The following is a 25,737-nucleotide window of genomic DNA, read 5'->3' on the forward strand; positions in this document are numbered from 1 at the left end:
GGCTGGCCATGACGACGGCCCGCCACCTGTGGATAACCCACTGGCGACGGGCCGTTCGCGACGTTGGTGGCCGGCCGTACGGTCACACGGCGGCCTTCTTCAGGCGGCGGCGTTCCCGCTCGGACAGGCCGCCCCAGATGCCGAAGCGCTCGTCGTTGGCGAGGGCGTATTCGAGGCACTCGGAGCGGACCTCGCAGGCGAGGCAGACCTTCTTGGCCTCTCTGGTGGAGCCGCCCTTCTCGGGGAAGAAGGACTCGGGGTCGGTCTGGGCGCACAGCGCGCGCTCCTGCCAGCCGAGTTCCTCGTCCGCGTCGTCGACCAGCAGTTGCTGCACCAGCTCGGTCATGTGCGCCCCTCGTCTGTCTTTCGCGTCCCCGTGCGTAGCCGTTACCGATTTCGGCTGAACGACACGAGTGAAATTACAAGTGTGCTGCTCCGGGCGAGTCAAGCCGAGATCTGCTATTGGGTCCGTTATTCACTCTGCGGAACCAAGGCCATGCGGAAAGTGTTCAAATCGGCATAAACCTCGACGCGCAACTGGACGCACGGGGCGGCCACGACCCTGTACAGATGTCTGTACGGAGAAAGACGCCTCCGTGTTCGATCCCGTTGCGCGAGGCTCGAGCGCTCGGATGTGCCCCATGTGTCCCGGCCCCCCGGTGAGCAAACCTTTCACCTTTCAGATGAACCGGATGAGGTGAAACATGTCCCACATACCGGGCGTCGAGTTGACAGTACGGGTGTGAACCGATGTCCTAGTGGGCATGCTCGCGAACTTGGCACTCACCTCGACCCGCACCGCCGGGTCCCTCGGTGCCGCCCGCGCGCGCTGTAGCTGTTGTTGCTGTTCCAGCTGTTGAGCCAAGCCGCTCCGGCTGTTCCCGAGCCCATCCCGGCCCGGTCGCGTCTCCGCGCTCCGTGATCCCTCATCCAGGGCACCCCGCCCGCCCGTGACCCGGGCGGACCGTACGCGTCACCCAGCACCACACCCCGGCTCCAGCCCCCCACTCTTCACCGAGGACCACCGAACCCCGATGAACAGCGACAACGACCTCCAGATCGCCGGCGACATCCTCGAAGTCCCGCACCTGCTCCAGCCGCCGCGCGAGCACCCGGCCACCGTCGCCGAGTTCGCGGGCCTCGCCCGCTCGGTCGCCGCCGACCGCGCCCAGTGGGCGCACCTCGTCCGCTACGACGCCACCACCCGCTGGTACCACCGGCTGCGCACCGGACCCGGCTACGAGGTGTGGCTGCTGTCCTGGGTCCCCGGGCAGGGCAGCGGGCGGCACGACCACGGGCGCTCGTCCGGTGTCCTCACCGTCCTGGAAGGCACCCTCACCGAGCGCACCGAGCGCGGCACGCGCGCGCTGGCGGCGGGCGCGCAGCGGGTGTTCGCGCCGGGCTACGTCCACGAGGTCGTCAACGACGCGCTGGAACCGGCGGTCAGCCTGCACGTGTACTACCCCGGCCTGACCGAGATGCCCATGCACACCTCCCCCCACTGCGAGGCGCACGGCGAGGCGCGCCCGGTGACTGCCTGACGCGTTGTCGGACCGGCCTGCAAGACTTGCTCCCATGCGCATTGTGGTTCTGGCAGGCGGCATCGGCGGTGCCCGTTTCCTGCGCGGTCTGAAACGGGCCGTGCCGGACGCGGACGTCACGGTCATCGGCAACACCGGCGACGACATCCACCTCTTCGGGCTGAAGGTCTGCCCGGACCTGGACACGGTGATGTACACGCTGGGCGGCGGCATCAACGAGGAGCAGGGCTGGGGGCGGACGGACGAGACCTTCCACCTCAAGGAGGAGCTGGCGGCCTACGGCGTCGGCCCGGACTGGTTCGGGCTCGGCGACCGGGACTTCGCGACGCACATCGTCCGGACGCAGATGCTGAGCGCCGGCTATCCGCTGAGCGCGGTCACCGAGGCGCTGTGCGACCGCTGGAAACCGGGCGTGCGGCTGATCCCCATGACCGACGACCGCGTCGAGACGCATGTGGCCGTCGAGCTGGACGGTGAGCGCAAGGCGATCCACTTCCAGGAGTACTGGGTGAGGCTGCGGGCCTCCGTCCCGGCCGAGGCGGTCGTCCCGGTCGGCGCCGAGCGGGCCAAGCCGGCCCCGGGTGTGCTGGAGGCCATCGCCGAGGCGGACGTGATCCTCTTCCCGCCGTCCAACCCGGTCGTGTCCATCGGCACGATCCTCGCCGTGCCCGGCATCCGCGAGGCCATCGCCGAGGCGGGCGTGCCCGTGGTCGGCCTGTCCCCGATCGTCGGGGACGCGCCCGTGCGCGGCATGGCCGACAAGGTGCTGGCCGCCGTCGGCGTGGAGTCCACGGCCGCCGCGGTCGCCGAGCACTACGGCTCCGGGCTGCTGGACGGCTGGCTCGTCGACACCGTGGACGCGGGCGCGGTCGAGCGGGTCGAGGCGGACGGCATCCGCTGCCGGGCCGTACCGCTGATGATGACCGACGTGGACGCGGCCGCGCAGATGGCACGGGAGGCGCTGGCGCTGGCCGAGGAGGTGCGGGGGGCGTGAGCGACACGGCGTACGCCGGGGCCGAGCGGCCCGGGTACCGGGTCTGGGCCCTGCCCGGCATCCCCGAGGTGCAGCCGGGCGACGACCTCGCCAAGCTGATCGCCGCGACCGAGCCGGGTCTGGCCGACGGGGATGTGCTGATCATCACGTCCAAGATCGTCTCGAAGGCCGAGGGCCGGGTGGTGCGGGCGGCCGACCGGGAGGCCGCGATCGACGCCGAGACGGTCCGGGTCGTGGCCCGGCGCGGCCCGCTGCGCATCGTGGAGAACCGGCAGGGCCTGGTCATGGCCGCCGCCGGGGTCGACGCCTCCAACACCCCCGCCGGGACCGTGCTCCTGCTGCCCGAGGACCCGGACGCCTCCGCGCGCGCGATCCGGGCCGGCCTGCGCGCCACCCTCGGCGTCGACGTCGGCGTCGTCGTCAGTGACACGTTCGGACGGCCCTGGCGCGAGGGGCTCACCGATGTCGCGATCGGCGCCGCCGGGGTGCGCGTGCTGGACGATCTGCGCGGGGGCGCGGACGGGTACGGCAATCCGCTCAGCGCGACCGTCGTCGCCACGGCGGACGAGCTGGCCGCCGCCGGTGACCTGGTCAAGGGCAAGGCGGCGGGCCTGCCGGTCGCCGTGGTGCGCGGACTGCCCCACACCGTGGCCGACGAGCACGGGGAGGGGGCCCGGGCCCTGGTGCGTAGCGCGCGGGACGACATGTTCCGGCTCGGCACCTCCGAGGCCGTGCGGGAGGCCGTGACCCAGCGCCGCACCGTGCGGGCCTTCACCGACGAGCCCGTGGACCCCGGCGCGGTCCGGCGCGCGGTGGCCGCCGCCGTCACCGCGCCCGCCCCGCACCACACCACGCCGTGGCGGTTCGTGCTGCTGGAGTCGGAGGAGTCGCGGGTACGACTGCTCGACGCGATGCGGGACGCCTGGATCGAGGACCTGCGCCGGGACGGCAAGAGCGAGGAGTCCGTCGCGAAGCGGATCCGGCGCGGTGACGTGCTGCGCAACGCGCCGTACCTGGTCGTGCCGTGCCTCGTCATGGACGGCTCGCACAGCTACGGCGACGCCCGGCGGGACGGTGCCGAGCGGGAGATGTTCGTCGTCGCGATGGGCGCGGGCGTGCAGAACCTGCTGGTCGCGCTGGCCGGGGAGCGGCTGGGCTCGGCATGGGTGTCGTCCACGATGTTCTGCCGGGACGTGGTGCGCGAGGTGCTCCGCCTGCCGGCGGACTGGGATCCGATGGGCGCGGTGGCGGTCGGTCACCCGGCGGAGGAACCGAGACCGCGGCCGGAACGGGACGCGGGGGCGTTCGTGGAGGTGCGGTGAGTTCGACGCGGGGCCCGGTCCGCTCCGAGGCGGCCCCATAGGCGCGTCGAACGCCTAGTCTCATAGACGGCACCGGCAGGGCACCGGCACTCCCAGGACACAGGACTCTTTCGTGGCAGGACGTTTCCCCCAGCGGCCCACGCGTACGACCGTGCGCGGCGGGCATGTCGCCGTGCCGGCGGGGGCCGCCGCCGGGATACCGCGGCAGGCGGCGGCGCCCGCGCGGGTACGGCGGTGGGTGCCGGACGGGCCGCTGGACCTGGGGCTGACCCTCGGGCCGCTCCGGCGCGGGCCCGCCGACCCGACGTTCCGGGCCACGGCGGACGGGTCCGTGTGGCGGGCCTGCCGTACGCCGGCCGGTCCGGGGACGCTGCGGGTGCGGGCGTGCGGCGGTGAGGTGCTCGGCGAGGCCTGGGGACCGGGTGCCGAGTGGCTCCTGGAGCAGTTGCCGGACCTGCTCGGTGCCGGTGACGACCCCGAGGCGTTCGTGCCGCGGCACCGGGTGGTCGCGCTGGCGCGGCACCGGCGGCCTGGGCTGAGACTGACCCGGACCGGGCTGGTGTTGGAGTCGCTGATCCCGTCCGTGCTGGAGCAGAAGGTCACCACCGACGAGGCGTACCGGGCGTGGTGGCTGCTCGTCCGGAGGTTCGGGGAGCCGGCGCCGGGCCCCGCGGGGGTCGGCGAGCGGCCGATGTGGGTGATGCCTGCGCCGCGGACCTGGGCGCTGATTCCGTCCTGGGAGTGGCACCGGGCCGGGGTCGACGACAAGCGGGCGTCCACGATTCTGCGGGCCGTGCGGGTCGCTGCGCGGCTGGAGCAGGCTGTGGGGATGCCGGCGGGTGAGGCCCGGGCGCGGTTGGAGGTCGTGCCGGGGGTGGGGCCGTGGACGTCGGCGGAAGTGGTGCAGCGCAGCCATGGGGCGGCGGACGCGGTGACCGTCGGAGACCTGCATCTGCCGGGGATCGTGGGGTGGGCGCTGGCGGGGGATCGGGAGGCCGACGATGCGGAGATGCTGCGCTTGCTTGAGCCGTATGCCGGGCAGCGGCATCGGGCGGCTCGGCTGATCCTGCTGAGCGGGCACGTACCGGCGCGGCGGAAGCCGAAGATGCGGCGGGTGGACATCGGGTTGCTGTGAGGCGGGGTGCGCCGCGCCGGGCTGGGCGGCTGGTCTCGCTCACCGGCGGCGACGCTGTGCAGTTGGCGGTGCTGCGGTTCCCCAGGGGCGCGGGGAACCGCGCGGGTGACCCACCACCGGCCGCGGACGCCATCCGGTGGCGGGACCCCTGGCCGGCCGGCGGGGTCCGGGGCGTGGCCCCCGGGGCGGCGGCTCAGGCTCCGGGGGGCCTCAGGACTGGTCCGAAGAGAAGCGCAGCGACCCCGCCGGGATACGGGCGTCGCACCAGACCCGCGCGCCCTCGCGGAGTTCGTTGTCGGCACCCACGATCGCGTCGTCGCCGATGACCGTCCCGGTGAGGACGGAGCGTTCGCCGACGCGGGCGCGGGTGCCGATGAGGGAGTCGGTGATGACGGCGTCGGGTTCGATGACGGCGCCCGGCAGGATCGTCGAGCCGGAGATCCGCGCGCCCTGCGCCACGAACGCGCCCTCGCCCACCACCGTGCCGCCCGTCAGCTTGGCGTCGGGCGCCACCGTGGCCGTCGGCAGCACGAGCCGGTCGCCGCACCGGCCGGGGACCGCCGGGGACGGGGCCCGGCCCAGGACCAGGTCGGCCGAGCCGCGGACGAAGGCGGCCGGGGTGCCGAGGTCCAGCCAGTAGGTGGAGTCGACCATGCCCTGCAGATGCGCGCCGGCCGCCAGGAGGCCGGGGAAGGTCTCGCGTTCCACGGACACCGGGCGGCCCGCCGGGATGGTGTCGATGACCGAGCGGCGGAAGACGTACGCCCCCGCGTTGATCTGGTCGGTGACGATCTCCTCCGGCGCCTGCGGCTTCTCCAGGAAGGCCAGGACGCGGCCTGTCTCGTCCGTGGGCACGAGGCCGTAGGCACGCGGGTCCGTCACCTGCGTCAGGTGCAGCGAGACGTCCGCGCCCGTCGACTCGTGGGTGTGCACGAGGGCCCTGATGTCCAGCCCCGTCAGGATGTCCCCGTTGAAGATCAGCACCGGGTCGTCGGGACCGGAGTGCAGACGGGCGGCGACGTTGCGGATGGCTCCGCCCGTGCCGAGCGGCTCCTGCTCCGTCACGTACTCGATGTGCAGGCCCAGCGCGGAGCCGTCGCCGAAGTACGGCTCGAAGACCTCGGCCAGATAGCTCGTGGCGAGGACGATGTGCTCGACGCCCGCCGCTCGCGCCCGCGCCAGCTGGTGGGTGAGGAACGGCACCCCGGCGGCCGGGACCATCGGCTTGGGTGTGTGCACCGTGAGCGGCCGCAGCCGGGTGCCTTTGCCGCCGACCAGGAGGATCGCTTCTGTCACCTGTCGTCTCCGCTTCCTGCCGGGACCGGCCGAACTACTCATGACACTCGTTTCGGCCGGTCAGTGTATGCAGACCGGGCGTCGACGCCTTCGATGGCCGCGCGGTGTCCCGCGAGATCGGCGTGCCGTTTCCCCCGGCCGCCCCCGCCCCGGCCTCAGCGCCCCTGGTAGCTCGCCGCGCTGGATCGGGCCGTGCCGAGCTTGGCGTAGAGCCGCTTGCCCGGGCACTCGGTGGCGAACCCGTCCCGATGGCCGGAGATCACGTGCAGTCGTACGTTCTTCCCCTTGGGGTAGAGATTGCCACCGCCCGACGTGAGATATGTCTTTCCGCTCGGATTGACCCCGTAGAGCCCGAGCTTCCACGCGGTGAGCCGGGCGATGGCCGTCACCGCGGCGCTCGACGGCTTGGTCGCGCCGTACGTGCCGATCACGGCGATGCCCATGCTGTTGGTGTTGAACCCGAGGGTGTGCGCGCCGAGCACCGCTTTGGCGACGCCCCCGGCCCGGCCCTCGTAGAGGGTTCCGCACTTGTCGACGAGGAAGTTGTAGCCGATGTCCCGCCAGCCCATGCTCTGCACGTGGTAGCGGTAGATACTGCGGATGACGGAGGGGGCCTGGGCGCAGGTGTACGCGTTGCCCGTTGCGGTGTGGTGGACGAAGGCCGCCTTGATCTTCTTCGTGTAGACGAACCCGCGCTCGCGCAGTGACTCGTCCGCACCCCAGCCCCGGCGCGTGACGATCCGCGGGCGCGGCCCGATGTACGGTTTCCCCCGCACCGGTCCCTGGAGGCGGGTCAGCTCCTGCTCGGTGGCCGGCCGGTCCAGTTCGGGAATCGCTGTGGCGCCGAACTCGGTGATGTCCGCGTTGGCGGCCGAGGCGGCCAACGCGGCCTCCGTGTCGAGGGCGGTGCGGGGCGGGTCGTCGCCGGGCGGGTTCCCGGGCAGCCCCTCACCGGTCGCCCCGCCCTCCCCCGCGCCTTCCCCGCCCCCGCCGTCCACCAACTCCAGCCGCAGCCCCGGCGGCAGCGACGCCCCCGGCCTTCCGGCGCGCCTCCCCGAGGGGAGCCCGGTGCCGTCCCCGCCGCCCGCACCCTCCGCCCGCACCCGCACATCCACGCCGTCGGAGTCCCCCACCCACAGCGGCGCCGTCGCCCCGCGCACCCGGCGGGAGGAGCCCTCCGCCGTGTCCGGGTCGGCGCCGTGGTCGGCGTTGTGCGTCTCGACGTCCTGCCAGCCGGACCACCGCCCCGTCACGGCGGACCGGGTGCGCACCCGCACCCGTCCGCGCAGCTCGGTGTCCGGGTCGTCCCAGACCACGCCGATCAGTGAGAACCGGTCGAGGCCGGCGCGGTACAGCCCCTGTTCCGGGGCCCCGCCGACGACCCGGTCCCGGGAGAGCGGGGTGAGCGGCAGCGACCGCGTGCTGCCCGGGACCGCGGCCCGGACCGGGACGGTCGCGACGGTCGCGGGCAGGGCGGACGCGGGCGGGGCGGGAGCGAGCGCGAGGGCCGTGGCGAAGGTGAGGCCGATCGAACAGGCGGCGAGCGGGGAGACGCCAGGACAGGAGGTGAGGAATCCACGCATGGGCATGATCTTGGGCATATCCATACATATCTGTCCAACAGGAACTGACGGCCTGTCGGGAGACGTTCCGCCGAACCGGTGGCCCCACCGCCCGCCGCGCACGCCCGCCCGCGCGTACCCTGTCCCGGGTGAACGCCACCGATCGCACCCCTGCCGACCTGCTGACTTCCGCGCTCGCCGCGGACCCCGGCCGCCCGCTGGTGACCTTCTACGACGACGCCACGGGCGAACGCGTCGAACTGTCCGTGGCCACCTTCGCCAATTGGGTGGCCAAGACCGCCAACCTCCTCCAGGGCGACCTCGCCGCCGGGCCCGGTGACCGGGTCGCGCTGCTGCTGCCGGCGCACTGGCAGACGGCGGTGTGGCTGCTGGCCTGTTCGTCCGTGGGTGCGGTCGCGGACGTCGCCGGGGACCCGGCGGCGGCCGACGTCGTCGTGAGCGGGCCGGACTCGCTCGACGCGGCGCGTGCCTGCACCGGTGAGCGAGTGGCGCTGGCGCTGCGGCCGTTGGGCGGACGTTTCCCGCGGACCCCGGCCGGGTTCATCGACTACGCCGTGGAAGTCCCGGGTCAGGGCGACCGGTTCGCCCCGTTCGCTCCGGTGGATCCGCAGGAGCCGGCGCTCATCGTCGCCGGGCGGGAGTTCAGCGGAGCCGAGGTCGTCGAACGGGCCGCTTCCGAGGCGGGGGCGCTGGGGCTCACGGGTCCGGGGTCCCGGTTGCTGTCGGGGCTGCCGTACGACACCTGGGAGGGGCTGAGCGCGGGGCTGTTCTCGCCGTTGGCCGTCGGGGGGTCCGTGGTGCTGTGCCGGAATCTGGAGCGCTTGGACGAGGAGGCGCTCGCCAAGCGGGTGGAGAGCGAGAGGGTGACCGCCGTACGGCGGTGAGGCCGCCTTCGGGGCGCGTGCGCGTCGTGGCTCGTCGCGCGGTCCCCCGCGCCCCTCAGGCCGGCCGCCGTCACCCGATCGGAGCAGCAAAGGGCGCCTCACCCTCCGCCTCCCCGCCATCGTCGTAAGTGCAGGACGCGACGCTCGTACGCCATGAGGGGATGGCCCCACCGTGACCGACACCGCAGGCAAGCCCGTCGGTCCCGGGGCGGGGGCCTCCGCGACCGGCGACGGGCTGATACGGCGCCGGCGGCGGCGGTGGGTGCGGAACTCCGCGCTGGGGGCGGCCGTACTCCTCGTCGTGGCCGCCGGAGCCGGGTGGGCCGTCTACGCCAGGCTCAGTGCCAACATCACCGCCGACGAGGCCGCCGCCGCGGAGCTGGCGCGGTTCGAGCGCGAGCGGCCCACCGCGCTGGTGCGGGACGCGCAGAACATCCTGCTGATCGGGTCCGACACACGCGCCGGGGACGGCAACGGCAGGTACGGGAAGGACTTCGGCACCGAGCGGTCGGACACGACGATCCTGCTGCACCTGGCCGCCGACCGGCACAGCGCCACCGCCGTCTCGCTGCCCCGGGACCTGATGGTGGACATCCCGAGCTGCGGGCAGAAGGACGGCAGGCGCAGCGATCCGGTGTTCGCGATGTTCAACCACGCCTTCGAGGTGGGCGGTTCGGCGTGCACCATCCGGACCGTCGAGAAGCTGACCGGTATCCGGATCGACCACCACATGGTCCTGGACTTCAGCGGGTTCAAGGAGATGGTGGACGCCGTCGACGGCGTGGAGGTGTGCCTGAAGGAGCCGGTGGACGACAAGGCGGCGAAGCTCAAGCTGCCTGCGGGGAAGGTCAGGCTCGACGGGGAGCAGGCCCTCGGGTTCGTACGCGCCCGCAAGTCGCTCGGGAACGGCAGCGACACCGAACGGATGGAGCGGCAGCAGCGCTTCCTCGGCGCGCTCGTCAACAAGGTGCGGAGCAGTGACGTCCTGCTGAACCCGGTGAAGCTGTATCCGGTGCTGGACGCGGCGACCTCCTCGCTGACCACCGATCCGGAACTGGCGACTCTGCGCGGTTTGTACCAGTTGGTGCGTGGGCTGCGCGACATCCCCACCGAACGCGTGCAGTTCCTGACGGTGCCGCGAGAGTCGTACGTCTACGACGCCAACCGTGACCAGCTCGTGGAGCCGGAGGCCGAGAGCCTGTTCGCCCGGCTGCGGGCCGATCAGCCGGTGGCGGTGACCCAGGAGAACACACAGGAAGTTCCCGGGCAGGACACAGGTCCGGGCGCGTCGGACGACCCCTCGCCCGCCCCGACGTTCCGCGGGAGGACGGCCGCCGAACAGACCTGTGAGTGAGCCGCGCACCGGGGTGGTGAACCGTCGTTCAGAAAATCCGTTCAGAAAATGAGGGGGATTGCCCGGTTGTAGGCATGTCGAATTTGTCACCAGCGTCGCTCGACGCTGAACTGGGCGGATAGTGTGAGCGATCCGGTGCACCTGGCCGCGAGGTCCGACGGGCTTTGTCGGGGCCGTGCACTGTTTCACCGAGACCCGAGCGCCTTGGAGGGGAAAGGCGCCGCGTGGCCCCGACGGAGGATTCGGACAACCGTGGACGCGCAAGGCCGTGGGCGGGCGGACAACATCGACCCCGCAGACCAGTGGGTACTCAATCCGAACACCGGCGAATACGAACTGCGACTGAGCCCTACCACAGCGCAGTCGCCGGTCCCCGGACCGCGCAGACCGTCCCCCCGGAACGGCGGTGACGCGGCGGGCGGCCGTACGCGCCAGCCGGCCGGGCAGAACCGGCAGGCGCCCCGGGCGCGCGGCACCGATGTGCCCGCGCCCCGCTCGGCCCGGCGCCGGGCCGCCGAACCGGAGGCACCGCAGGGGCGCCGCGCCTCCCGGCGGCCGGGGAAGAAGAAGTCGACGGCGAAGAAGGTGCTGCTGTGGACCGGCGGGTCCATGGCCTTCGTGCTGGTCGCCGTGTCGGCCGCCGGCTACCTCTACATCAAGCACCTGAACGACAACATCACCTCCGTGTCCGACGACGGCGCCAGTACCGGCGGCTTCCGCAAGGACGAGGCGATCAACATCCTGCTGATCGGCACGGACAAGCGCACCGGCGCGGGCAACGAGGGCTACGGCGACTCGGGCAGCGTCGGGCACGCCGACACCACGATCCTGCTGCACGTCTCCAAGGACCGCTCCAACGCCACCGCGCTGAGCATCCCGCGCGACCTGATCGTGGACGTCCCGGACTGCCCGACCGAGCAGGAGGACGGCACCAAGAAGGTCATCCCGGGCTCGCAGGGCGTCCGCTTCAACACGAGCCTCGGGCAGGACGACCGTACGCCCAGCTGCACCATGCGCACGGTGACCGAACTGACGGGGATCAAGCCGGACGACTTCATGGTCGCCGACTTCAACGCGGTCAAGACGCTGACCGAGGCGGTCGACGGTGTCGACGTCTGTCTGGCCAAGGACATCGACGACCCGAAGTCGCACCTGAAGCTGTCCGAGGGCACGCATCGGATCTCCGGCGAGCAGGCGCTGGCGTTCGTGCGCACCCGGCACTCCGTCGGCTTCGGCGGCGACCTCAGCCGGATCGGGCTCCAGCAGCAGTTCCTGGGCGCGCTGATGCGCAAGCTGAAGGGCAACGACACGCTCACCAGCCCGACCAAGATGGTGAAGCTGGCGGAGGCGGCCACCGACGCGCTCACCGTCGACGACAAGCTCAAGAGCATCGGCAAGCTGAAGGACCTGGGTCTGGAGCTGGGCAAGCTCAACCCGAAGAACCTGACCTTCACCACGGTGCCGGTGGTGGACAACCCGGCGGAGAAGGTCCATGCCACGGTCGTGCTCAGCGAGTCGAAGGCTGCGGCGGTCTTCGACGCCATCAGGAACGACGTCTCCTTCACCGACGTGAAGAAGAAGCAGAAGGCGGCGAAGGACGCGCAGGCCGCCCGGCTCAAGGGCACCAAGGCGCCCGCCTCCGAGGTACGGGTGCGCATCCTCAACGGCGGGGCCCAGGCCGGCAGCGCCCAGGCGGTGCTCAACTGGCTGCAGAACGACGAGGGCGTGACCAAGTCGGAGAACGCGGGCAACGCGCCCGCCCAGTTGGCCAAAACCACGCTGGAGTACGCGCCCGACCAGGCGGCCCAGGCGCGCCGGCTGGCCGCGATCATGGGCCTGTCCGGGGCCGCGCTGAAACCGGGCGAGAGCGTGACCAACTCCCAGGGGCTGCCGGCGATGACGCTGACCCTGGGCAAGGACTTCAAGGGAGCGGGGGTCTCCCTCACGGCGCCGACGAAGGCGCCGGACGTCGACAAGTCCACGGCGGACAAGGTGAAGTGCGCCTCGTAGGTAACCCTATGGGCCCGTCAAGCGTCTAACCGGACGCGGGACGGGCCCGTTGCTTGGCGTAAGGGTGGGGAGGGCAGGGAGTTTGGCGCAGAGCGAGGTGCGCGGGGAGGCTCCGGCGGTCGAGGACATGACGTCGCTCGCGCCGAAGAACTCGGACGCGCCGGCGCGTTCCGGCCGGCACGGCGGCGGGCGTGGCGGCGGACGGCGGGCGGGCGGTCCGAAGACCGACCGGCGGCGACGCAGACGGCGCGTGCTGCGCTGGTCGGCGACCCTGCTGGCGGTGGTGATACTCGGCACCGCGGGTGCCGGATATCTCTACTACCAGCATCTCAACGGCAACATCCAGAAGGGCAAGCGGGCCAACGGCGACGACTCCAAGGCGCACAAAACCCGCCCGAACGCGGCCGGCCAGACCCCGCTGAACATCCTGCTGATCGGCTCCGACAGCCGGAACTCCAAGGAGAACCTGAAGCTCGGCGGCAGCAGGGACCACGTAGGCGACCCGCCGCTCGGCGACGTGCAGATGCTCATCCACCTCTCGGCGGACCGCAAGAGCGCCGCCATGGTGAGCATCCCGCGGGACACCCGGGTGGACATCCCCAAGTGCACGGACCCCGAGAACGGCCACGTCTTTCCGGCGACGAACGACATCATCAACGTCAGCCTGGCCCGCGGCGGGGCCGGCTGCACGCTGCTCACCTGGGAGAACCTCACCGGGGTCTACATCGACCACTGGATGACGATCGACTTCGCGGGCGTGGTGCGCATGGCGGACGCGATCGGGGGTGTCGAGGTGTGCGTGAACCAGAACGTCTGGGACCACTCGACGCCCAGACAGCGCGGCGGTTCCGGCCTGAAGCTGACGAGGGGCTCGCACAAGGTGAAGGGCGAGAAGGCACTTCAGTGGCTGCGCACCCGGCACGCCTGGGGCAGCGACCTGATGCGGGCCCGCGCCCAGCACATGTACCTGAACTCGATGGTCCGCACGCTGAAGCAGCAGAACGTGTTCACCGACACGGGCCGGCTGATGGACCTGGCCGAGGCGGCCACCAAGTCCCTGAAGGTCTCCGAGGAGATCGGCACGGTCAAGAAGCTGTACGACCTGGGCATGGAGATGAAGTCGGTGCCGACCGACCGCATCACCAGCCTGACGATGCCCAACGTCCCGGACCCGAACGATCCGGACAACCACGTCGTACCGGACGACGACAAGGCCGGCCAGCTGTGGCGGATGCTCCAGGACGACGTGGCGCTCGACAAGAACGGCGGGGAGTCCGGGACGAAGAAGGACACGGGCAAGAACGAGCCGTCCAAGAAGCCCTCGCTCGACGCGGGCCGGCTCGGGGTGCTGGTGCAGAACGCCACCCGGACCGGCACCGAGGCCGCGGTGCGGCAGCGGGCGTCGGCGATCGGCCAGGTGCTCGTGCAGAAGGGCTACGCACGGGCGCAGGCCGACCTCTCGGGGAGCCAGGCCGAGGACAAGACGGTCGTGCGGTACCCGAGCGCGGACCTGGAGGGCGACGCCCAGGCGGTGGCCAAGGCGCTGGGCATCCCGATGAGTTCGGTCAAGAAGTCGACCGACGTGTCGGGGGTCACCGTCGTCGTCGGCGCGGACTGGCGCTCCGGCAGCAGCTATCCCAAGCAGTCCGAGCCGAGGGCGGGCGACCTGCCCGAGGGCACCGACGCCGTCAACGCCTCGGACAAGGGGGACTGCATGAACGTGTACGGGCCCTACCAGTGGTAGTGACGCCCCGGCCCACGGGAAAGGGGCCCCTCCCGCGCGGGGAGGGGCCCCTTCGTGCGTCCGTCAGGCGGCGGCGTCCACGACCGCGGGCCGCCGGGAGGCGATGACCCTCTTCGCCAGGGACTTCGGGCTGGTCAGGAAGCCCCAGCCCCACGACATGTGCATGGTGGCGAGGGCCACCGGGATCTGCAGCCGGGCCTTCAGCGGCAGCCCCTTGCCGGCCGGGACGGAACCCGCGACGATCGCGGCCAGGTAGCCGCCCGGGATCACGAAGCCCCACGGGGTCAGCGCCACGCCGACGACCAGCCCCGCGGCTATCGCGCACACCGCCGTCGGCGGCGCCAGGTAGCGCAGGTTGATCGATCCGAAGTGGTAGCGGGCGACGACGTGCCGCCAGCGGCCGTAGTCCTTGTACTGCTTGGCCAGCGCCCGCACCGACGGCCGCGGCCGGTACGACACCCTCAGCTCGGGCGAGAACCAGATGAGCCCGCCCGCCTCGCGGATGCGGAAGTTCAGCTCCCAGTCCTGGGCGCGGATGAACTCCTCGTTGTAGCCGCCCTGCTGCTCCAGCGCCTCGCGGCGGAAGACACCGAGGTAGACCGTCTCGGCGGGGCCGGCCTGCCCGCCGGTGTGGAACGCCGCGTTGCCGACGCCGATCTTCGAGGTCATCGCGGCCGCCACCGCGTGCTCCCAGTCGGTCTCGCCCTCGGCGTGCATGATGCCGCCCACGTTCTGCGCGCCGGTCTCCTCCAGGAGCCGCACGGCGGTCGCGATGTAGTTCGGCGAGAGCATGCCGTGGCCGTCGACGCGGACCACGATCGGGTGCCGGGACGCCTTGATCGCCGCGTTCAGCGCGGCCGGGGTGCGGCCGGTCGGGTTCGGGACGGTGTGCACGCGCGGGTCTTCGGCGACCAGCTCGGCGGCGATCTCGTCCGTGCGGTCCGTGGACGGACCGAGGGCGATCACGACCTCCATCTCGCCGGCGTACTCCTGCGCGAGGATCGCTTGGACGGCCCCGCGCAGATGCCGCTCCTCGTTGAGGACGGGCATGATCACGGACACTGCGGGGAGCCGCACGTCGGGCTTGGCGTTCATAGGGGCCTCACGTTACCGCGAACGGGGGATACGGGTGCGCGCCGCCGGGCCTGCGGCGCGGGCTGGAGATCGTATCGGCCTACTGTGCTCACGGATCCCACGTACGGCCTCGTCCGGAGGTGTCCTCCTTGCCCAGCCCGCCCCGGTCCCCCTCCTCCACCGCCAGAAGTGCGGGAGGGGCTCCCAGCACGCAGCGTCGCCCGCGGCCGTCCCGCCGGGTGCCGCGCCCGCCCGAGCGGCACGTGCGGCCCGTCCGGCCGCCGCGGCGGCCCCGCTGGGCCATGCGGGCGGTCACCACGCTGTCGGTCGTGGTGCTCGCCTCCGCCGGGATCGGGCACGCGGTGGTCGCCAGCCTGGACGCGGGCATCGCCCGGATCGACGCCTTCAAGGACATGAAGAACCGGCCCCGGGCCGGGCACGGCATGAACGTCCTGCTGGTCGGCACCGACGGCCGCGACAAGCTCAGCGAGCGGGACCGGCGGGCCTACCGGCTGGGCGGCGCACCCTGTCACTGCACCGACACCATGATGATCGTCCACATCGCGGAGGACCGGGAGCGGGCCACCGTGGTGAGCCTGCCGCGCGACTCCTACGCCGACATCCCCGCGCACGTCGACCGGAACACCGGGCAGCGGCACGGCCCGCACCCGGTCAAGCTCAACGCGGCCTACGCCGAGGGCGGCCCCCAGCTGACCATCCGCACGGTCGAGAGCATGACCCATGTGAAGATCGACCACTATCTGGAGGTCGACTTCACCAGCTTCATGAAGACCGTGGACGTGCTCGGCGGGGTCAAGGTGTGCACGCCGACGCCGCTGAAGGACCGGTACACCGGGCTCGACCTCGCGCCCGGCACGTACACCCTCCGGGGCGGGCAGGCGCTGCAGTACGTACGGGCCCGGCACGTCGACGGGGCCAGCGACCTGGGCCGGATGAAGCGGCAGCAGCGGTTCCTGGCCGCGCTGCTGGACAAGGCGACCTCCTCGGGGGTGCTGCTGAACCCCATGCGGTTCCGGGACGTGACCCGGGCGGTGCTCGGCTCGGTCCGCGCCGACGCGGGCTTCGGCACCGACGAGCTGCTCGACCTCGGCCGCGCCATGCGGAACTTCTCGCCGTCCTCGTCGGAGTTCACCACCGTCCCGATCGGACGGATGGACTACCCGGTCAAGGGCATCGGCTCGACCCTGAAGTGGGACCCGGTCAAGGCGGAGCAGTTGTTCCGGGCGCTGCGCGACGACAAGCCGCTCGCCGCGGAGCAGCCGCGCCGTGACCCGGCGCAGGCTCCGGTGCCGGTGGAGGTGTCCCCGGACACGGTCCGCGTCCAGGTGGCGAACGGCAGCGGCACGGTGGGGCTGGCCAAGCGGGTCGACGCGGCGCTCGCGGCGACCGGCTTCGCCACCACCCGCCGCCCGGTGACCGCGCCCGCCCATGTGCCGCGCACGGTCATCTTCTACGACCCCCGCTGGGACCGCTCCGCCCGGTCCCTGGCCGCCGCCCTGCCGGGCAGCGAGCTGCGGGCCGCGCCGGGCCAGGGACCGCTGCTGAAGGTGACGGTCGGCGCGGATTTCAAGAACGTCCGGAAGGTACGGTTCGACGACCCGGCGCAGCCGGAGCAGAGCGTCGTACGGGGCAACGAGGTGACGTGCTGAGGCCGTCTTCTCAGTCCTCGAAGCCTTCCGCCGCCCGCTTCTCCCGCAGTTCCCGGATCGCCCGGCGGCGGGCCAGACGGTGGGTGCGGCGGATCTGGGCCTCCTGGTAGCGGCGGCGGTCGCGGTCGGTCTCCGGTATCACCGGCGGCACCCGGCGCGGCCTGCCGTCGGCGTCGACGGCCGCGAAGACCAGATAGGCCGAGCCCACCTGGGTGGCCGGGTCCGACTCGTTCCAGCGCTCGGCGAGGACCCGGACGCCGATCTCCATCGAGGTCCGGCCGGTCCAGTTCACCTGCGCCTTGACGTGGACCAGGTCACCGACGCGGACCGGCTCCAGGAACACCATCTCGTCCATGGACGCGGTGACGGCGGGACCGCCGGAGTGCCGGCCGGCCACGGCGCCCGCCGCGTCGTCGACGAGCTTCATGATCACGCCACCGTGCACGGTCCCCAGCAGGTTGGTGTCGTTGTGGGTCATGATGTGGCTGAGGGTGGTGCGCGAGGCGGACGTGGGCTTGCCCGGGATGTCCGGTTCCATCTCCGGATCCGTGTCCGTGACCTGGTCTGTCATGCCCCCTACCTTATGCCGAAGCCTCATTCGCGGAATTTGTGTCGGCTTCGCAACAGCGAGGCCCTGATTTCCCGACATCCCTTGTCGAGCACATGGAGGCGCCCTGCACACTGGGGCGCATGAATGACTGGCCCGAGGGATGGTCCGACGACAACCGCGGCCCGCGCTACGGACGCGGCAGTGCCGGCGCACAGCCAGAGGGGGCCCGCGTGATGCGTCAGGTGCGGCGCGGCCCGGCGGCGCCGCCGTCCGGAGCCGGTGTGCCGCGGCAGCCGTCGTACGTCGACGGCCAGGGGCACGACGACGGCGCCGGCTACAGCGACTACGACAGCGGCTACAACACCGGCCAGGTCTACGGCGGCTCCGGCGGCCGGGGCCCGGGCGGTACGGCGGGGGCGCCCACCCGGGCGCCGCGTCCCGCGCCGAACTGGCGGCGCCGGATCAAGTGGACGGCGATCACGCTGGCGACCGTACTGGTCGTCACCTCCATCGCGACCTACTTCTGGGCCGACTCCAAGCTGCGCCGCGAGGTGGACCTGTCGAAGGTCATCGACCGGCCTGAGGGCGGCGACGGCACGAACTATCTGATCGTCGGCTCGGACAGCCGTGAAGGCATGTCCAAGGAGGACGAGAAGAAGCTGCACACCGGCGGCGCCGAGGGCAAGCGCACGGACTCGATGATGATCCTGCACGTCGGCGACAACGGCGACACGCTGATCTCGCTGCCGCGCGACTCGGACGTGGTGGTCCCGTCGTACCAGGGCTCGACGTCCGGGAAGACCTACCCGGCGCAGGGGCGGCACGCGAAGCTGAACGCCACCTACGCCGAGGACGGGCCGACGCTGCTGGTCCGCACGATCGAGGCCAACACCGGTCTGCGCATCGACCACTACGTCGAGATCGGCTTCCAGGGCTTCGCCGGCATCGTGGACGCGGTGGGCGGCGTCGAGATCACCATCGACAAGGGCTTCAAGGACAAGTGGTCGGGCGCCGACTTCAAGGCCGGCAAGCAGACCCTGAACGGCCAGCAGGCGCTCGCCTTCGTCCGTACCCGGCACGCGTTCGCCGCGTCCGACCTCCAGCGGACCAAGAACCAGCAGAAGTTCCTGGCCGCCCTGGCCCACCAGGTGGCCACCCCGTCGACGGTCCTCAACCCGTTCAAGCTCTACCCGACCATGGGCGCGGGCCTGGACTCCCTGATCGTCGACAAGGACATGTCGCTGTGGGACCTGGCCTCGATGTTCTGGGCGATGAAGGGCGTCAGCGGCGGTGACGGCACCTCGATGAACATGCCGATATCCGGCTCCGTGGGCGGCAACCTCGTCTGGGACAAGGCCAAGGTGAAGACCCTGGTGGACGAGCTGAACAACGACGAGAAGGTCACCGTCTCCGGCAACTGACGTCGTCGCGCACACCGGTCCGAGGGCACCCCGCGGGGTGCCCTCGGCCGTGCCGGGGTGGGCTCACATGCTGGCGCCCGCCATCGCCCGACAGGTCTCCGCGCAGCGGCGACACGCCTCCGCGCAGCGCATCATCTGCTGGTCGTCGGGCATGGACATACACGCCTCGGCGCACATGTCACAGGCCCGCGCGCAGACGGCGCACATCTCGCCGGCCATGGGCGAGCGCCGCATCATCATGTCGGCGCACAGGCGGGTCGTCTCGGAGCAGTCCATGAGCGCGCGCATGACCTGCATCTGCGCCTGGCCGCCCTGCTGCATGCAGGAGCTCATGGTCTCCTCGCACATGTTGTGGCAGTTCATGCAGGCGTCGATGCAGTCCTGCATCTGCTGCGTCAGGGCGGGCATCATTCCGGACTGGGACTGGGTCATGGCTCCTCCACGGAGGCGGACGGGACCCGGGGCGGGCCCCATGTGCTTCCGTCCTACGCCGAGGAGCGCAGTCCCGCATGTCGGGTTACGGCAGGTTGCGGGCCATGACGATGCGCTGCACTTGGTTCGTGCCCTCGTAAATCTGCGTGATCTTCGCGTCGCGCATCATGCGCTCCACCGGGTAGTCGCGGGTGTAGCCGTAGCCGCCGAGGAGCTGGACGGCGTCGGTGGTGACCTCCATGGCGACGTCCGAGGCGAAGCACTTGGCGGCGGCGCCCAGGTAGGTGAGGTCGGCGTCGCCGCGCTCGGAGGCGGCGGCGGCCTGGTAGGTGAGGGCACGGGCCGCCGAGATCTTCATGGACATGTCGGCGAGCATGAACTGGATGCCCTGGAAGTCGGCGATCGGCTTGCCGAACTGCTTGCGCTCCTGGACATAGCCCTTGGCGTAGTCGAAGGCGCCCTGCGCGACACCGAGCGCCTGGGCGGCGATGGTGATGCGGGTGTGGTCCAGGGTCTTCATGGCCGTCATGAAGCCGGTGCCCTCCTCGCCGATCATGCGGTCGGCGGGGATGCGGACGTTGTCGAAGTAGACCTCGCGGGTCGGCGAGCCCTTGATACCGAGCTTCTTCTCCGGGGCACCGAAGGAGACACCCTCGTCCGACTTCTCCACGACGAAGGCGGAGATGCCCTTCGAGCGCTTCGAGGGGTCCGTCACGGCCATGACCGTGTAGTACTCGGAGACGCCCGCGTTGGTGATCCAGCGCTTCACGCCGTTGAGCACCCAGTGGTCGCCGTCGCGGACCGCCTTGGTCTTCATGCCGGCCGCGTCGGAGCCGGCCTCCGGCTCGGAGAGGCAGTACGAGAACATCGCGTCACCCTTGGCGAGCGGCGTCAGGTACTTCTTCTTCAGCTCCTCGCCGCCGGAGAGGATCACCGGGAGCGAGCCGAGCTTGTTCACCGCGGGGATGAGCGAGGAGGAGACGCAGGCGCGGGCCACCTCCTCGATCACGATGACCGTGGCGAGCGCGTCGGCGCCGGCGCCGCCGTACTCCTCGGGGACGTGCACGGCGTGCAGGTCGCCTGCGACGAGGGCGTCGAGGGCCTCCTGCGGGAAACGGGCCTCCTCGTCCACCGCCGCGGCGTACGGCGCGATCTTCGCCTCGACCAGGGAGCGGACGGCGTCCCGGAGCATGTCGTGCTCCTCGGACGGGCGGTACAGGTCGAAGTCAGCCGATCCGGCCACGGTCTCTCACGCTCCAAAGACGCAGTGATACTGACGCTAATTACCGTTAAGTAACTGAATTTTAGGGCCCCGGTGTGAACCCGCCTACGTGAGCTTGGTGACAGCGGGAAAATTGCCCGCCGAGCGGCCCGACTATGCTCAGGCACCGCATGACCGAGCAGGACCGACGGACCGGAGCTGGAGCACACCTCATGAGCCTGAAGATCACCGTGATCGGCACCGGCTACCTCGGCGCCACGCACGCCGCGGCCATGGCCGAACTGGGCTTCGAGGTGCTGGGCCTGGACGTCGTACCCGAGAAGATCGCGATGCTGGAGCGCGGCGAGACCCCGATGTACGAGCCGGGACTCGAAGAGCTGCTGCGCCGGCACGTGGCCGGGATCGAGGGGTCCACCGGGCGGCTGCGGTTCACCACGGACTGGGCCGAGGTCGGTGCCTTCGGCGATGTGCACTTCGTGTGCGTGAACACCCCGCAGAAGCACGGCGAGTACGCCTGCGACATGTCCTACGTCGACTCCGCCATCGCCTCCCTCGCCCCGCATCTGCGCGGCCCCGCCCTGGTCGTCGGCAAGTCGACCGTGCCGGTGGGCTCCGCCGACCGGCTGGCCGCCTACCTCGCCGAGCACGCCCCGGCGGGCGGCGACGCCGAGCTGGCCTGGAACCCCGAGTTCCTGCGCGAGGGCTTCGCCGTCCAGGACACCCTGCACCCGGACCGGATCGTCGTCGGCGTGCGCAGCGAGCGCGCGGAGAAGCTGCTGCGCGAGGTGTACGCCGGACCGGTCGGCGAGGGCACGCCGTTCGTCGTCACCGACTTCCCGACCGCCGAGCTGGTGAAGACGGCCGCGAACTCCTTCCTCGCGACCAAGATCTCGTTCATCAACGCGATGGCGGAGGTGTGCGAGGCGGCCGGCGGTGACGTGGCGAAGCTCGCCGAGGCCATCGGTCACGACGACCGGATCGGCCGCAAGTTCCTGCGCGCCGGCATCGGTTTCGGCGGCGGCTGCCTGCCCAAGGACATCCGGGCGTTCATGGCCCGCGCGGGCGAGCTGGGCGCCGACCAGGCGCTGACCTTCCTGCGCGAGATCGACTCCATCAACATGCGCCGGCGCGGCCAGATGGTCGAGATGACCCGGGAGGCGCTCGGTGGCGGCTCCTTCCTCGGCAAGCGGGTCGCGGTGCTCGGCGCCACCTTCAAGCCGGACTCGGACGACGTCCGCGACTCGCCCGCGCTGAACGTGGCCGGTCAGATCCACCTCCAGGGCGGCCAGGTGACCGTGTACGACCCGAAGGGCATGGACAACGCCCGCAAGGTCTTCCCGACCCTGGGCTACGCCGGCTCCGCGCTGGAGGCCGCCCGGGGCGCCGACGTCGTCCTGCACCTGACCGAGTGGCGGGAGTTCCGCGAGCTGGACCCGGTGGCGCTCGGCGAGGCGGCGGCGGCCCGGGTGATCCTCGACGGCCGCAACACCCTCGACCCGGAGCTGTGGCGCCGGGCCGGCTGGACGTACCGCGCGATGGGCCGCCCCAAGGCGTAGGCGCCCCGGGGCGTGGCGACCCGTATGGCGACGCCGGTTCGGCCGAGGCTCAGTCGGCCGAACCGGCGTCTGTCCGCATTCTGCACCAAGCCGGCGTCGCTCACGCCCCCTTCGCCCGGTACCGGCGCATCTTCGCGCGGGCCCCGCACACCTGCATGGAGCACCAGCGCCCGCGCCCGGCGGGGCTGCGGTCGTAGTAGGCCCAGTGGCAGGTGTCGGCCTCGCACGCCTTGAGCCGGGTCCAGGTGCCCGCGACGAGTGCCTCGGCGACGGCTGCGGCGACCCGGGACAGCAGCGGGTCCGCGTCGGCCGGGGCGAGGCGGGCGGAGCCGTCGTGGTCGTCGACGGCGACGTACAGCGGGGCCCGCGCCAGCAGGGTGCCCAGCGGGGTCACGGGGCGGTGCGGCGGATGCCCGGCGTGGGCGAGCAGCGCGGCCCGCAGCGACTCGCGCAGCTCCCGGGCGCCGGCCAGCCCGTCCTCCGTGATCCCGAGGCGAGCGCGGCCCTCCGGCGTGTCCAGCCCGTCCCTGCCCGACTCGATGTCCAGGGTGTTGACCAGGGACTCGATCAGGGCCAGGCCGCCGGGAGCAGCCGATCTCTCGCTCATGCTTGCGACGTTACCCCCTACGCGGGAGCATGCAGTAACGGTTACTGGTTACCCGTCTCTACAGGTAACGCTACGAGGAGGTAGTCATGGCTCTCGCCAAGCTCGGTGTCGTCGTCCTGGACTGTCCCGACCCCCGCGCGCTGGCCGGCTTCTACGCCGAAGTGCTGGGCGGCACGGTGGAGGAGGACGCCGGGGACAGCACGTGGGTGGACCTGAAGGTGCCCGGCGGGACGGCGCTGGCCTTCCAGCGGGCGCCGGGGTTCGTGCCGCCGAAGTGGCCCGCGGCGGACCGTTCGCAGCAGTTCCACCTGGACCTGGTGGTGGAGGACCTGGACGCGGCGGAGAAGGGCGTGCTGGAGCTGGGCGCCAGGCCGCTGGACGCGCAGGACCGCGAGCGGACCTTCCGTGTCTACGCCGACCCGGCGGGGCACCCGTTCTGTCTCTGCGCCTGCTGACTCGTCCCGGAGGAGGACACCATGACGTCCGTGGCCCGTTTCCGTAACGTCGTGCTCGACTGCCCCGATCCGCACGCGCTGGCCGCCTTCTACGCGGCGGTGGCCGGGGGGACCCCGCAGCCGGAGGACGACGACTGGGTCGTGCTCCAGGTGCCGGACGGGCCACGGCTCGCCTTCCAGCGGGCCGGGGGACACACCCCGCCGGAGTGGCCGCGCGCGGACCGCAACGGCCAGCAGCTGCACCTCGACTTCGACGCGGGCCCGTCCTGGGCGGACCTCGACGCGGCGCACGAGCGGGTGCTGGCGCTCGGCGCCCGCCCGCTGGACCTGGAGGACCGCGAGACGAAGGACTTCCAGGTGTACGCCGACCCGGCCGGGCATCCGTTCTGCCTGTGCCGGATCGAGCGGCCGTGACGCTCCAGCGGCCCGACGCTCTAGGGGCCCGACGCTCTAGGGGCCCGACGCTCTAGGGGCGTGACGGCCCGCGAGCGTCCAGCTCGGTGATCCTCGCGTGCGACGCCTTCGGCCGGTACTGCGTGGCCCGGGCCGTAAAGTCCGCGCTGCGCAGTACCCGCTGCACGTTCCCCCAGGTCAGCAGGGCCAGCTCGGTCTCGGACCAGCCGCGCCTGAGCAACTCGGCGATCAGGTGGGGACAGCGGGAGGCGTCGGCGGGGTCGCGCGGGTGCGCGGCCCCAAAGGCGTAGGTGCCGGACAGGCCGACACTCTCGGGGCCGGCCACGTCGCGGACGTGGTCGAGGTGGTCGGCGGCGTCCGCGACGGCCGGGCCGGTCTGCTCGGCGGTCAGCGGCACCATGCACAGCCCTTTCGCCTCGCCCAGGGCGGCGAGCAGGTCGTCGGGCAGGTTGGCCGGGTGCGGGCGCAGGGCGCGGGCGGCCGAGCGGCTGCACAGCACCGGCGTCCTGGACAGGGCGACGGTCCGCCCGACGGTGGCCGGGGAGGCGCCGGAGACGTCGGCGAGCACGCCGAGCCGGTTCATCTCGCGCACGACCTCCTCCCCGAACCGGGTCAGCCCCGACTCGCCCGCCCATGCGGTGCCGGCGAGGGTGAGCACGCGCAGCCCGAGGGCGCGCAGCATGCGCAGGACGGCCAGGGAGTCGTCCATCGCGGCGCCGTGCGCGGGGCCCGGCACCACGGCGACCCGGCCGCAGTTGCGGGCGTCGATGATCTCCCCGGCGGTGCGCACCAGCCGCAGCCACTCCGGGTGGGCCTCGATGACCGTGCGCACCAGGTCCAGCTGCTCCAGGGTGGCCGTCAGCGCACGCCCGCCGCCCGGTGCCTCCGGCGGGTGCAGCGACCAGAACAGGGCGCCGACGTACCCCTCGCGCAGCCGGGGCAGGTCCGTGTCGAGGGCGGCCTCGCCCCCCTCGCGCACCACCCACGGCAGGCCGCTGCAGCCGTCGGCGACCGGGTGGCCGGCGAGCAGGCTGTGCGCCCGCTCCAGCAGCTCGCCGGACGGCCGCTCGGGGAAGAGGCCGTCCGGCAGGGCGTCGTCCTCGCCGACCTCGGTCATGGTGGGCAGGTCGTCCTGGAGGTCGGCCATGGCGGGCTCCGTGCGTCGTCGTGGGCTACGTCGGTCGTGAGCTACGGCGGGGGCTGTGGCCGGCGTACCGACACGGTCGCACGGAGCGGAGGCAACCTTCCTGGCGAGTGGGGCGTTCGGGCGTACTCCGGTCAGTTCTCGCCGCGCGTGCCGTCCAGCGACTCGATCGTGGCGCGGGACGGGGCGCGGGTGGCCTGGAGGTCCCGGGCGACGTCCTCCGCCGCGCCGAGCACCCGCACCGCGTTCTGCCAGGTCAGCTTGGCCAGGTCGGCCGTGGACCAGCCGCGGTCCAGCAGTTCGGCGAGCAGGTTCGGGTAGCTGGAGACGTCGTTCAGGCCGTCCGGGGTGAACGCGGTGCCGTCGTAGTCGCCGCCGATGCCCAGGTGGTCGATGCCGGCGACCTCGCGCATGTGGTCCAGGTGGTCGGCGACCGTGGACACCGTGGCGACCGGGCGCGGGTTGCGCTCCTCGAAGGCCCGGTGGATCTTCATCGCCTCGGGGCTGGTGTCCAGGGGGTGCAGGCCGTGGGCGCGCAGGTTCTCGCCGGCGGCGGCCGTCCAGTCGACGGCGGCCTGGAGCACGAACTTGGGCACGAACGTCACCATCGCCACGCCGCCGTTGGCGGGCAGGCGTTCCAGCACGTCGTCGGGGATGTTGCGGGGGTGGTCGCACACCGCGCGGGAGGAGGAGTGGGAGAAGATCACCGGCGCGGCGGTGGCGTCCAGCGCGTCCCGCATCGTCGTCGCCGCCACGTGGGAGAGGTCGACGAGCATGCCGAGGCGGTTCATCTCCGCCACGACCTCGCGGCCGAAGGCGGACAGCCCGCCCACGTGCGGCTCGTCGGTCGCGGAGTCGGCCCAGTCCACGTTGTCGTTGTGGGTGAGCGTCATGTAGCGCACGCCGAGCGCGTACAGGCCGCGCAGTGTGCCGAGCGAGTTGGCGATGGAGTGGCCGCCCTCGGCGCCCATGAGCGAGGCGATACGGCCCTGCCCGCGCGCCGCCTCCATGTCGGCGGCGGTCAGCGCGGGCGCCAGCTCCGCCGGGTAGCGGGCCAGCAGCTGCCGGACGCAGTCGATCTGCTCCAGCGTCGCCGCGACCGGATCCGGCTGCTCGCAGGGCACGTACACCGACCAGTACTGGGCACCGACCCCGCCCGCGCGCAGCCGCGGCAGGTCGGTGTGCAACCGCTCGCTGCGGTCACCGGCGATGTCCAGGGCGTCCAGGTCGTAGCCGGCCTGCTCGCGCAGCGCCCAGGGCAGGTCGTTGTGCCCGTCGACCACGGGGAACTCGCGCAGCAGCGCGTGTGCTTCGTCCAGGGCGGCCACG

The 25,737-nt window shown here is 72.0% G+C and carries 23 protein-coding genes; 13 read left to right on the forward strand and 10 right to left on the reverse strand.

Translation table 11 applies throughout. From position 1 onward, the window contains the following. Nucleotides 1-82 precede the first annotated feature (82 nt). On the reverse strand, nucleotides 83-346 hold the full coding sequence (locus tag AB0L21_RS25490; protein WP_003975777.1) for a WhiB family transcriptional regulator: 264 nt from the start codon (nucleotides 344-346) through the stop codon (nucleotides 83-85). 688 nt (nucleotides 347-1,034) lie between these two features. Here AB0L21_RS25490 and AB0L21_RS25495 point away from each other — a divergent pair. From AB0L21_RS25495 to AB0L21_RS25510, 4 genes are all read left to right on the forward strand, one after another. Then, complete coding sequence (locus tag AB0L21_RS25495; RefSeq protein ID WP_365703143.1) at nucleotides 1,035-1,541, forward strand: cysteine dioxygenase family protein; 507 nt, start codon at nucleotides 1,035-1,037, stop codon at nucleotides 1,539-1,541. A 34-nt stretch (nucleotides 1,542-1,575) separates the two neighbouring features. Further along, entirely contained in the window at nucleotides 1,576-2,535 is a 960-nt protein-coding gene (gene cofD, locus AB0L21_RS25500; protein ID WP_365703145.1) for a 2-phospho-L-lactate transferase, read from the forward strand. Continuing rightward, entirely contained in the window at nucleotides 2,532-3,857 is a 1,326-nt protein-coding gene (locus AB0L21_RS25505) for a coenzyme F420-0:L-glutamate ligase (protein ID WP_365786570.1), read from the forward strand. The genes cofD and AB0L21_RS25505 overlap by 4 nt, the downstream gene beginning before the upstream one ends. Before the next feature lie 112 nt (nucleotides 3,858-3,969). Beyond that, nucleotides 3,970-4,992 carry a DNA-3-methyladenine glycosylase 2 family protein gene (locus tag AB0L21_RS25510; RefSeq protein ID WP_365786572.1) on the forward strand — a complete coding sequence of 341 codons (1,023 nt, stop codon included), beginning with the start codon at nucleotides 3,970-3,972 and terminating at the stop codon, nucleotides 4,990-4,992. Between the two features lie 210 nt (nucleotides 4,993-5,202). Here the strand turns inward: AB0L21_RS25510 and AB0L21_RS25515 are convergent, their stop codons facing one another. Then, a complete protein-coding gene (locus AB0L21_RS25515) occupies nucleotides 5,203-6,288 on the reverse strand; it encodes an NDP-sugar synthase (protein WP_365703151.1) in 1,086 nt (361 codons plus the stop codon). A gap of 155 nt (nucleotides 6,289-6,443) precedes the next feature. Continuing rightward, entirely contained in the window at nucleotides 6,444-7,889 is a 1,446-nt protein-coding gene (locus AB0L21_RS25520; protein ID WP_365786658.1) for a peptidoglycan recognition protein, read from the reverse strand. Nucleotides 7,890-7,999: 110 nt separating this feature from the next. On the opposite strand from AB0L21_RS25520, the gene AB0L21_RS25525 reads away from it, so the two are divergent. The 4 genes from AB0L21_RS25525 (at nucleotide 8,000) to AB0L21_RS25540 (ending at nucleotide 13,863) form a co-directional block, all read left to right on the forward strand. Then, nucleotides 8,000-8,755, forward strand: coding sequence for a TIGR03089 family protein (locus tag AB0L21_RS25525; protein WP_365786574.1), 756 nt, complete (start codon nucleotides 8,000-8,002; stop codon nucleotides 8,753-8,755). Nucleotides 8,756-8,927: 172 nt separating this feature from the next. Continuing rightward, nucleotides 8,928-10,109 carry an LCP family protein gene (locus tag AB0L21_RS25530; RefSeq protein ID WP_365786576.1) on the forward strand — a complete coding sequence of 394 codons (1,182 nt, stop codon included), beginning with the start codon at nucleotides 8,928-8,930 and terminating at the stop codon, nucleotides 10,107-10,109. 252 nt (nucleotides 10,110-10,361) lie between these two features. Then, nucleotides 10,362-12,119: an LCP family protein gene (locus AB0L21_RS25535; protein ID WP_365786578.1), complete on the forward strand. Its 1,758-nt coding sequence runs from the start codon at nucleotides 10,362-10,364 to the stop codon at nucleotides 12,117-12,119. Between the two features lie 82 nt (nucleotides 12,120-12,201). Continuing rightward, nucleotides 12,202-13,863 (forward strand): LCP family protein, encoded by a 1,662-nt coding sequence (locus AB0L21_RS25540; RefSeq protein ID WP_365786580.1) that lies wholly within the window; start codon nucleotides 12,202-12,204, stop codon nucleotides 13,861-13,863. 63 nt (nucleotides 13,864-13,926) lie between these two features. On the opposite strand, the gene AB0L21_RS25545 is transcribed toward AB0L21_RS25540, so the two are convergent. Next, on the reverse strand, nucleotides 13,927-14,958 hold the full coding sequence (locus tag AB0L21_RS25545) for a glycosyltransferase family 2 protein (RefSeq protein WP_365786582.1): 1,032 nt from the start codon (nucleotides 14,956-14,958) through the stop codon (nucleotides 13,927-13,929). A 281-nt stretch (nucleotides 14,959-15,239) separates the two neighbouring features. Between AB0L21_RS25545 and AB0L21_RS25550 the strand changes: the two genes are divergently transcribed. Continuing rightward, on the forward strand, nucleotides 15,240-16,607 hold the full coding sequence (locus AB0L21_RS25550; protein ID WP_365786584.1) for an LCP family protein: 1,368 nt from the start codon (nucleotides 15,240-15,242) through the stop codon (nucleotides 16,605-16,607). Nucleotides 16,608-16,617: 10 nt separating this feature from the next. On the opposite strand, the gene AB0L21_RS25555 is transcribed toward AB0L21_RS25550, so the two are convergent. Continuing rightward, nucleotides 16,618-17,178: an acyl-CoA thioesterase gene (locus AB0L21_RS25555; RefSeq protein WP_365703165.1), complete on the reverse strand. Its 561-nt coding sequence runs from the start codon at nucleotides 17,176-17,178 to the stop codon at nucleotides 16,618-16,620. 119 nt (nucleotides 17,179-17,297) lie between these two features. Here AB0L21_RS25555 and AB0L21_RS25560 point away from each other — a divergent pair, with 119 nt between their 5' ends. Beyond that, nucleotides 17,298-18,578, forward strand: a complete 1,281-nt coding sequence (locus tag AB0L21_RS25560) for an LCP family protein (RefSeq protein WP_365786586.1) — start codon at nucleotides 17,298-17,300, stop codon at nucleotides 18,576-18,578. A gap of 63 nt (nucleotides 18,579-18,641) precedes the next feature. On the opposite strand, the gene AB0L21_RS25565 is transcribed toward AB0L21_RS25560, so the two are convergent. Then, nucleotides 18,642-19,010, reverse strand: a complete 369-nt coding sequence (locus AB0L21_RS25565; protein WP_365703169.1) for a four-helix bundle copper-binding protein — start codon at nucleotides 19,008-19,010, stop codon at nucleotides 18,642-18,644. 85 nt (nucleotides 19,011-19,095) lie between these two features. Then, nucleotides 19,096-20,253, reverse strand: a complete 1,158-nt coding sequence (locus AB0L21_RS25570; protein ID WP_365703170.1) for an acyl-CoA dehydrogenase family protein — start codon at nucleotides 20,251-20,253, stop codon at nucleotides 19,096-19,098. Nucleotides 20,254-20,444: 191 nt separating this feature from the next. Here AB0L21_RS25570 and AB0L21_RS25575 point away from each other — a divergent pair, with 191 nt between their 5' ends. After that, nucleotides 20,445-21,788 (forward strand): UDP-glucose/GDP-mannose dehydrogenase family protein, encoded by a 1,344-nt coding sequence (locus tag AB0L21_RS25575; protein WP_365786588.1) that lies wholly within the window; start codon nucleotides 20,445-20,447, stop codon nucleotides 21,786-21,788. A gap of 100 nt (nucleotides 21,789-21,888) precedes the next feature. On the opposite strand, the gene AB0L21_RS25580 is transcribed toward AB0L21_RS25575, so the two are convergent. Next, on the reverse strand, nucleotides 21,889-22,395 hold the full coding sequence (locus tag AB0L21_RS25580; protein ID WP_365703173.1) for a CGNR zinc finger domain-containing protein: 507 nt from the start codon (nucleotides 22,393-22,395) through the stop codon (nucleotides 21,889-21,891). Between the two features lie 86 nt (nucleotides 22,396-22,481). On the opposite strand from AB0L21_RS25580, the gene AB0L21_RS25585 reads away from it, so the two are divergent. Further along, entirely contained in the window at nucleotides 22,482-22,850 is a 369-nt protein-coding gene (locus AB0L21_RS25585) for a VOC family protein (protein WP_365786590.1), read from the forward strand. Nucleotides 22,851-22,871: 21 nt separating this feature from the next. After that, nucleotides 22,872-23,264, forward strand: a complete 393-nt coding sequence (locus AB0L21_RS25590) for a VOC family protein (protein ID WP_365703177.1) — start codon at nucleotides 22,872-22,874, stop codon at nucleotides 23,262-23,264. Between the two features lie 52 nt (nucleotides 23,265-23,316). On the opposite strand, the gene AB0L21_RS25595 is transcribed toward AB0L21_RS25590, so the two are convergent. Together AB0L21_RS25595 and AB0L21_RS25600 are read right to left on the reverse strand one after the other, a co-directional pair. Next, nucleotides 23,317-24,411 carry a dipeptidase gene (locus AB0L21_RS25595; RefSeq protein ID WP_365703179.1) on the reverse strand — a complete coding sequence of 365 codons (1,095 nt, stop codon included), beginning with the start codon at nucleotides 24,409-24,411 and terminating at the stop codon, nucleotides 23,317-23,319. Nucleotides 24,412-24,542: 131 nt separating this feature from the next. Beyond that, nucleotides 24,543-25,736: a dipeptidase gene (locus AB0L21_RS25600; RefSeq protein WP_365786660.1), complete on the reverse strand. Its 1,194-nt coding sequence runs from the start codon at nucleotides 25,734-25,736 to the stop codon at nucleotides 24,543-24,545. Between the last annotated feature and the right edge of the window lies 1 nt (nucleotide 25,737).

Origin of the sequence: Streptomyces sp. NPDC052721 (assembly GCF_040678315.1) — a bacterium.
Classification (GTDB): domain Bacteria; phylum Actinomycetota; class Actinomycetes; order Streptomycetales; family Streptomycetaceae; genus Streptomyces.

Bases quoted from the DNA above. Each gene is read 5' to 3' on its own strand.
- AB0L21_RS25595 (WP_365703179.1), bottom strand. From the start codon at position 24,411: ATGGCCGACCTCCAGGACGACCTGCCCACCATGACCGAGGTCGGCGAG.
- AB0L21_RS25550 (WP_365786584.1), top strand. From the start codon at position 15,240: ATGCGGGCGGTCACCACGCTGTCGGTCGTGGTGCTCGCCTCCGCCGGG.
- AB0L21_RS25490 (WP_003975777.1), bottom strand. From the start codon at position 346: ATGACCGAGCTGGTGCAGCAACTGCTGGTCGACGACGCGGACGAGGAA.
- AB0L21_RS25555 (WP_365703165.1), bottom strand. From the start codon at position 17,178: ATGACAGACCAGGTCACGGACACGGATCCGGAGATGGAACCGGACATC.
- AB0L21_RS25575 (WP_365786588.1), top strand. From the start codon at position 20,445: ATGAGCCTGAAGATCACCGTGATCGGCACCGGCTACCTCGGCGCCACG.
- AB0L21_RS25565 (WP_365703169.1), bottom strand. From the start codon at position 19,010: ATGACCCAGTCCCAGTCCGGAATGATGCCCGCCCTGACGCAGCAGATG.
- AB0L21_RS25545 (WP_365786582.1), bottom strand. From the start codon at position 14,958: ATGAACGCCAAGCCCGACGTGCGGCTCCCCGCAGTGTCCGTGATCATG.
- AB0L21_RS25590 (WP_365703177.1), top strand. From the start codon at position 22,872: ATGACGTCCGTGGCCCGTTTCCGTAACGTCGTGCTCGACTGCCCCGAT.
- AB0L21_RS25495 (WP_365703143.1), top strand. From the start codon at position 1,035: ATGAACAGCGACAACGACCTCCAGATCGCCGGCGACATCCTCGAAGTC.
- AB0L21_RS25560 (WP_365786586.1), top strand. From the start codon at position 17,298: ATGAATGACTGGCCCGAGGGATGGTCCGACGACAACCGCGGCCCGCGC.
- AB0L21_RS25580 (WP_365703173.1), bottom strand. From the start codon at position 22,395: ATGAGCGAGAGATCGGCTGCTCCCGGCGGCCTGGCCCTGATCGAGTCC.
- AB0L21_RS25520 (WP_365786658.1), bottom strand. From the start codon at position 7,889: ATGCCCAAGATCATGCCCATGCGTGGATTCCTCACCTCCTGTCCTGGC.
- AB0L21_RS25585 (WP_365786590.1), top strand. From the start codon at position 22,482: ATGGCTCTCGCCAAGCTCGGTGTCGTCGTCCTGGACTGTCCCGACCCC.
- cofD (WP_365703145.1), top strand. From the start codon at position 1,576: ATGCGCATTGTGGTTCTGGCAGGCGGCATCGGCGGTGCCCGTTTCCTG.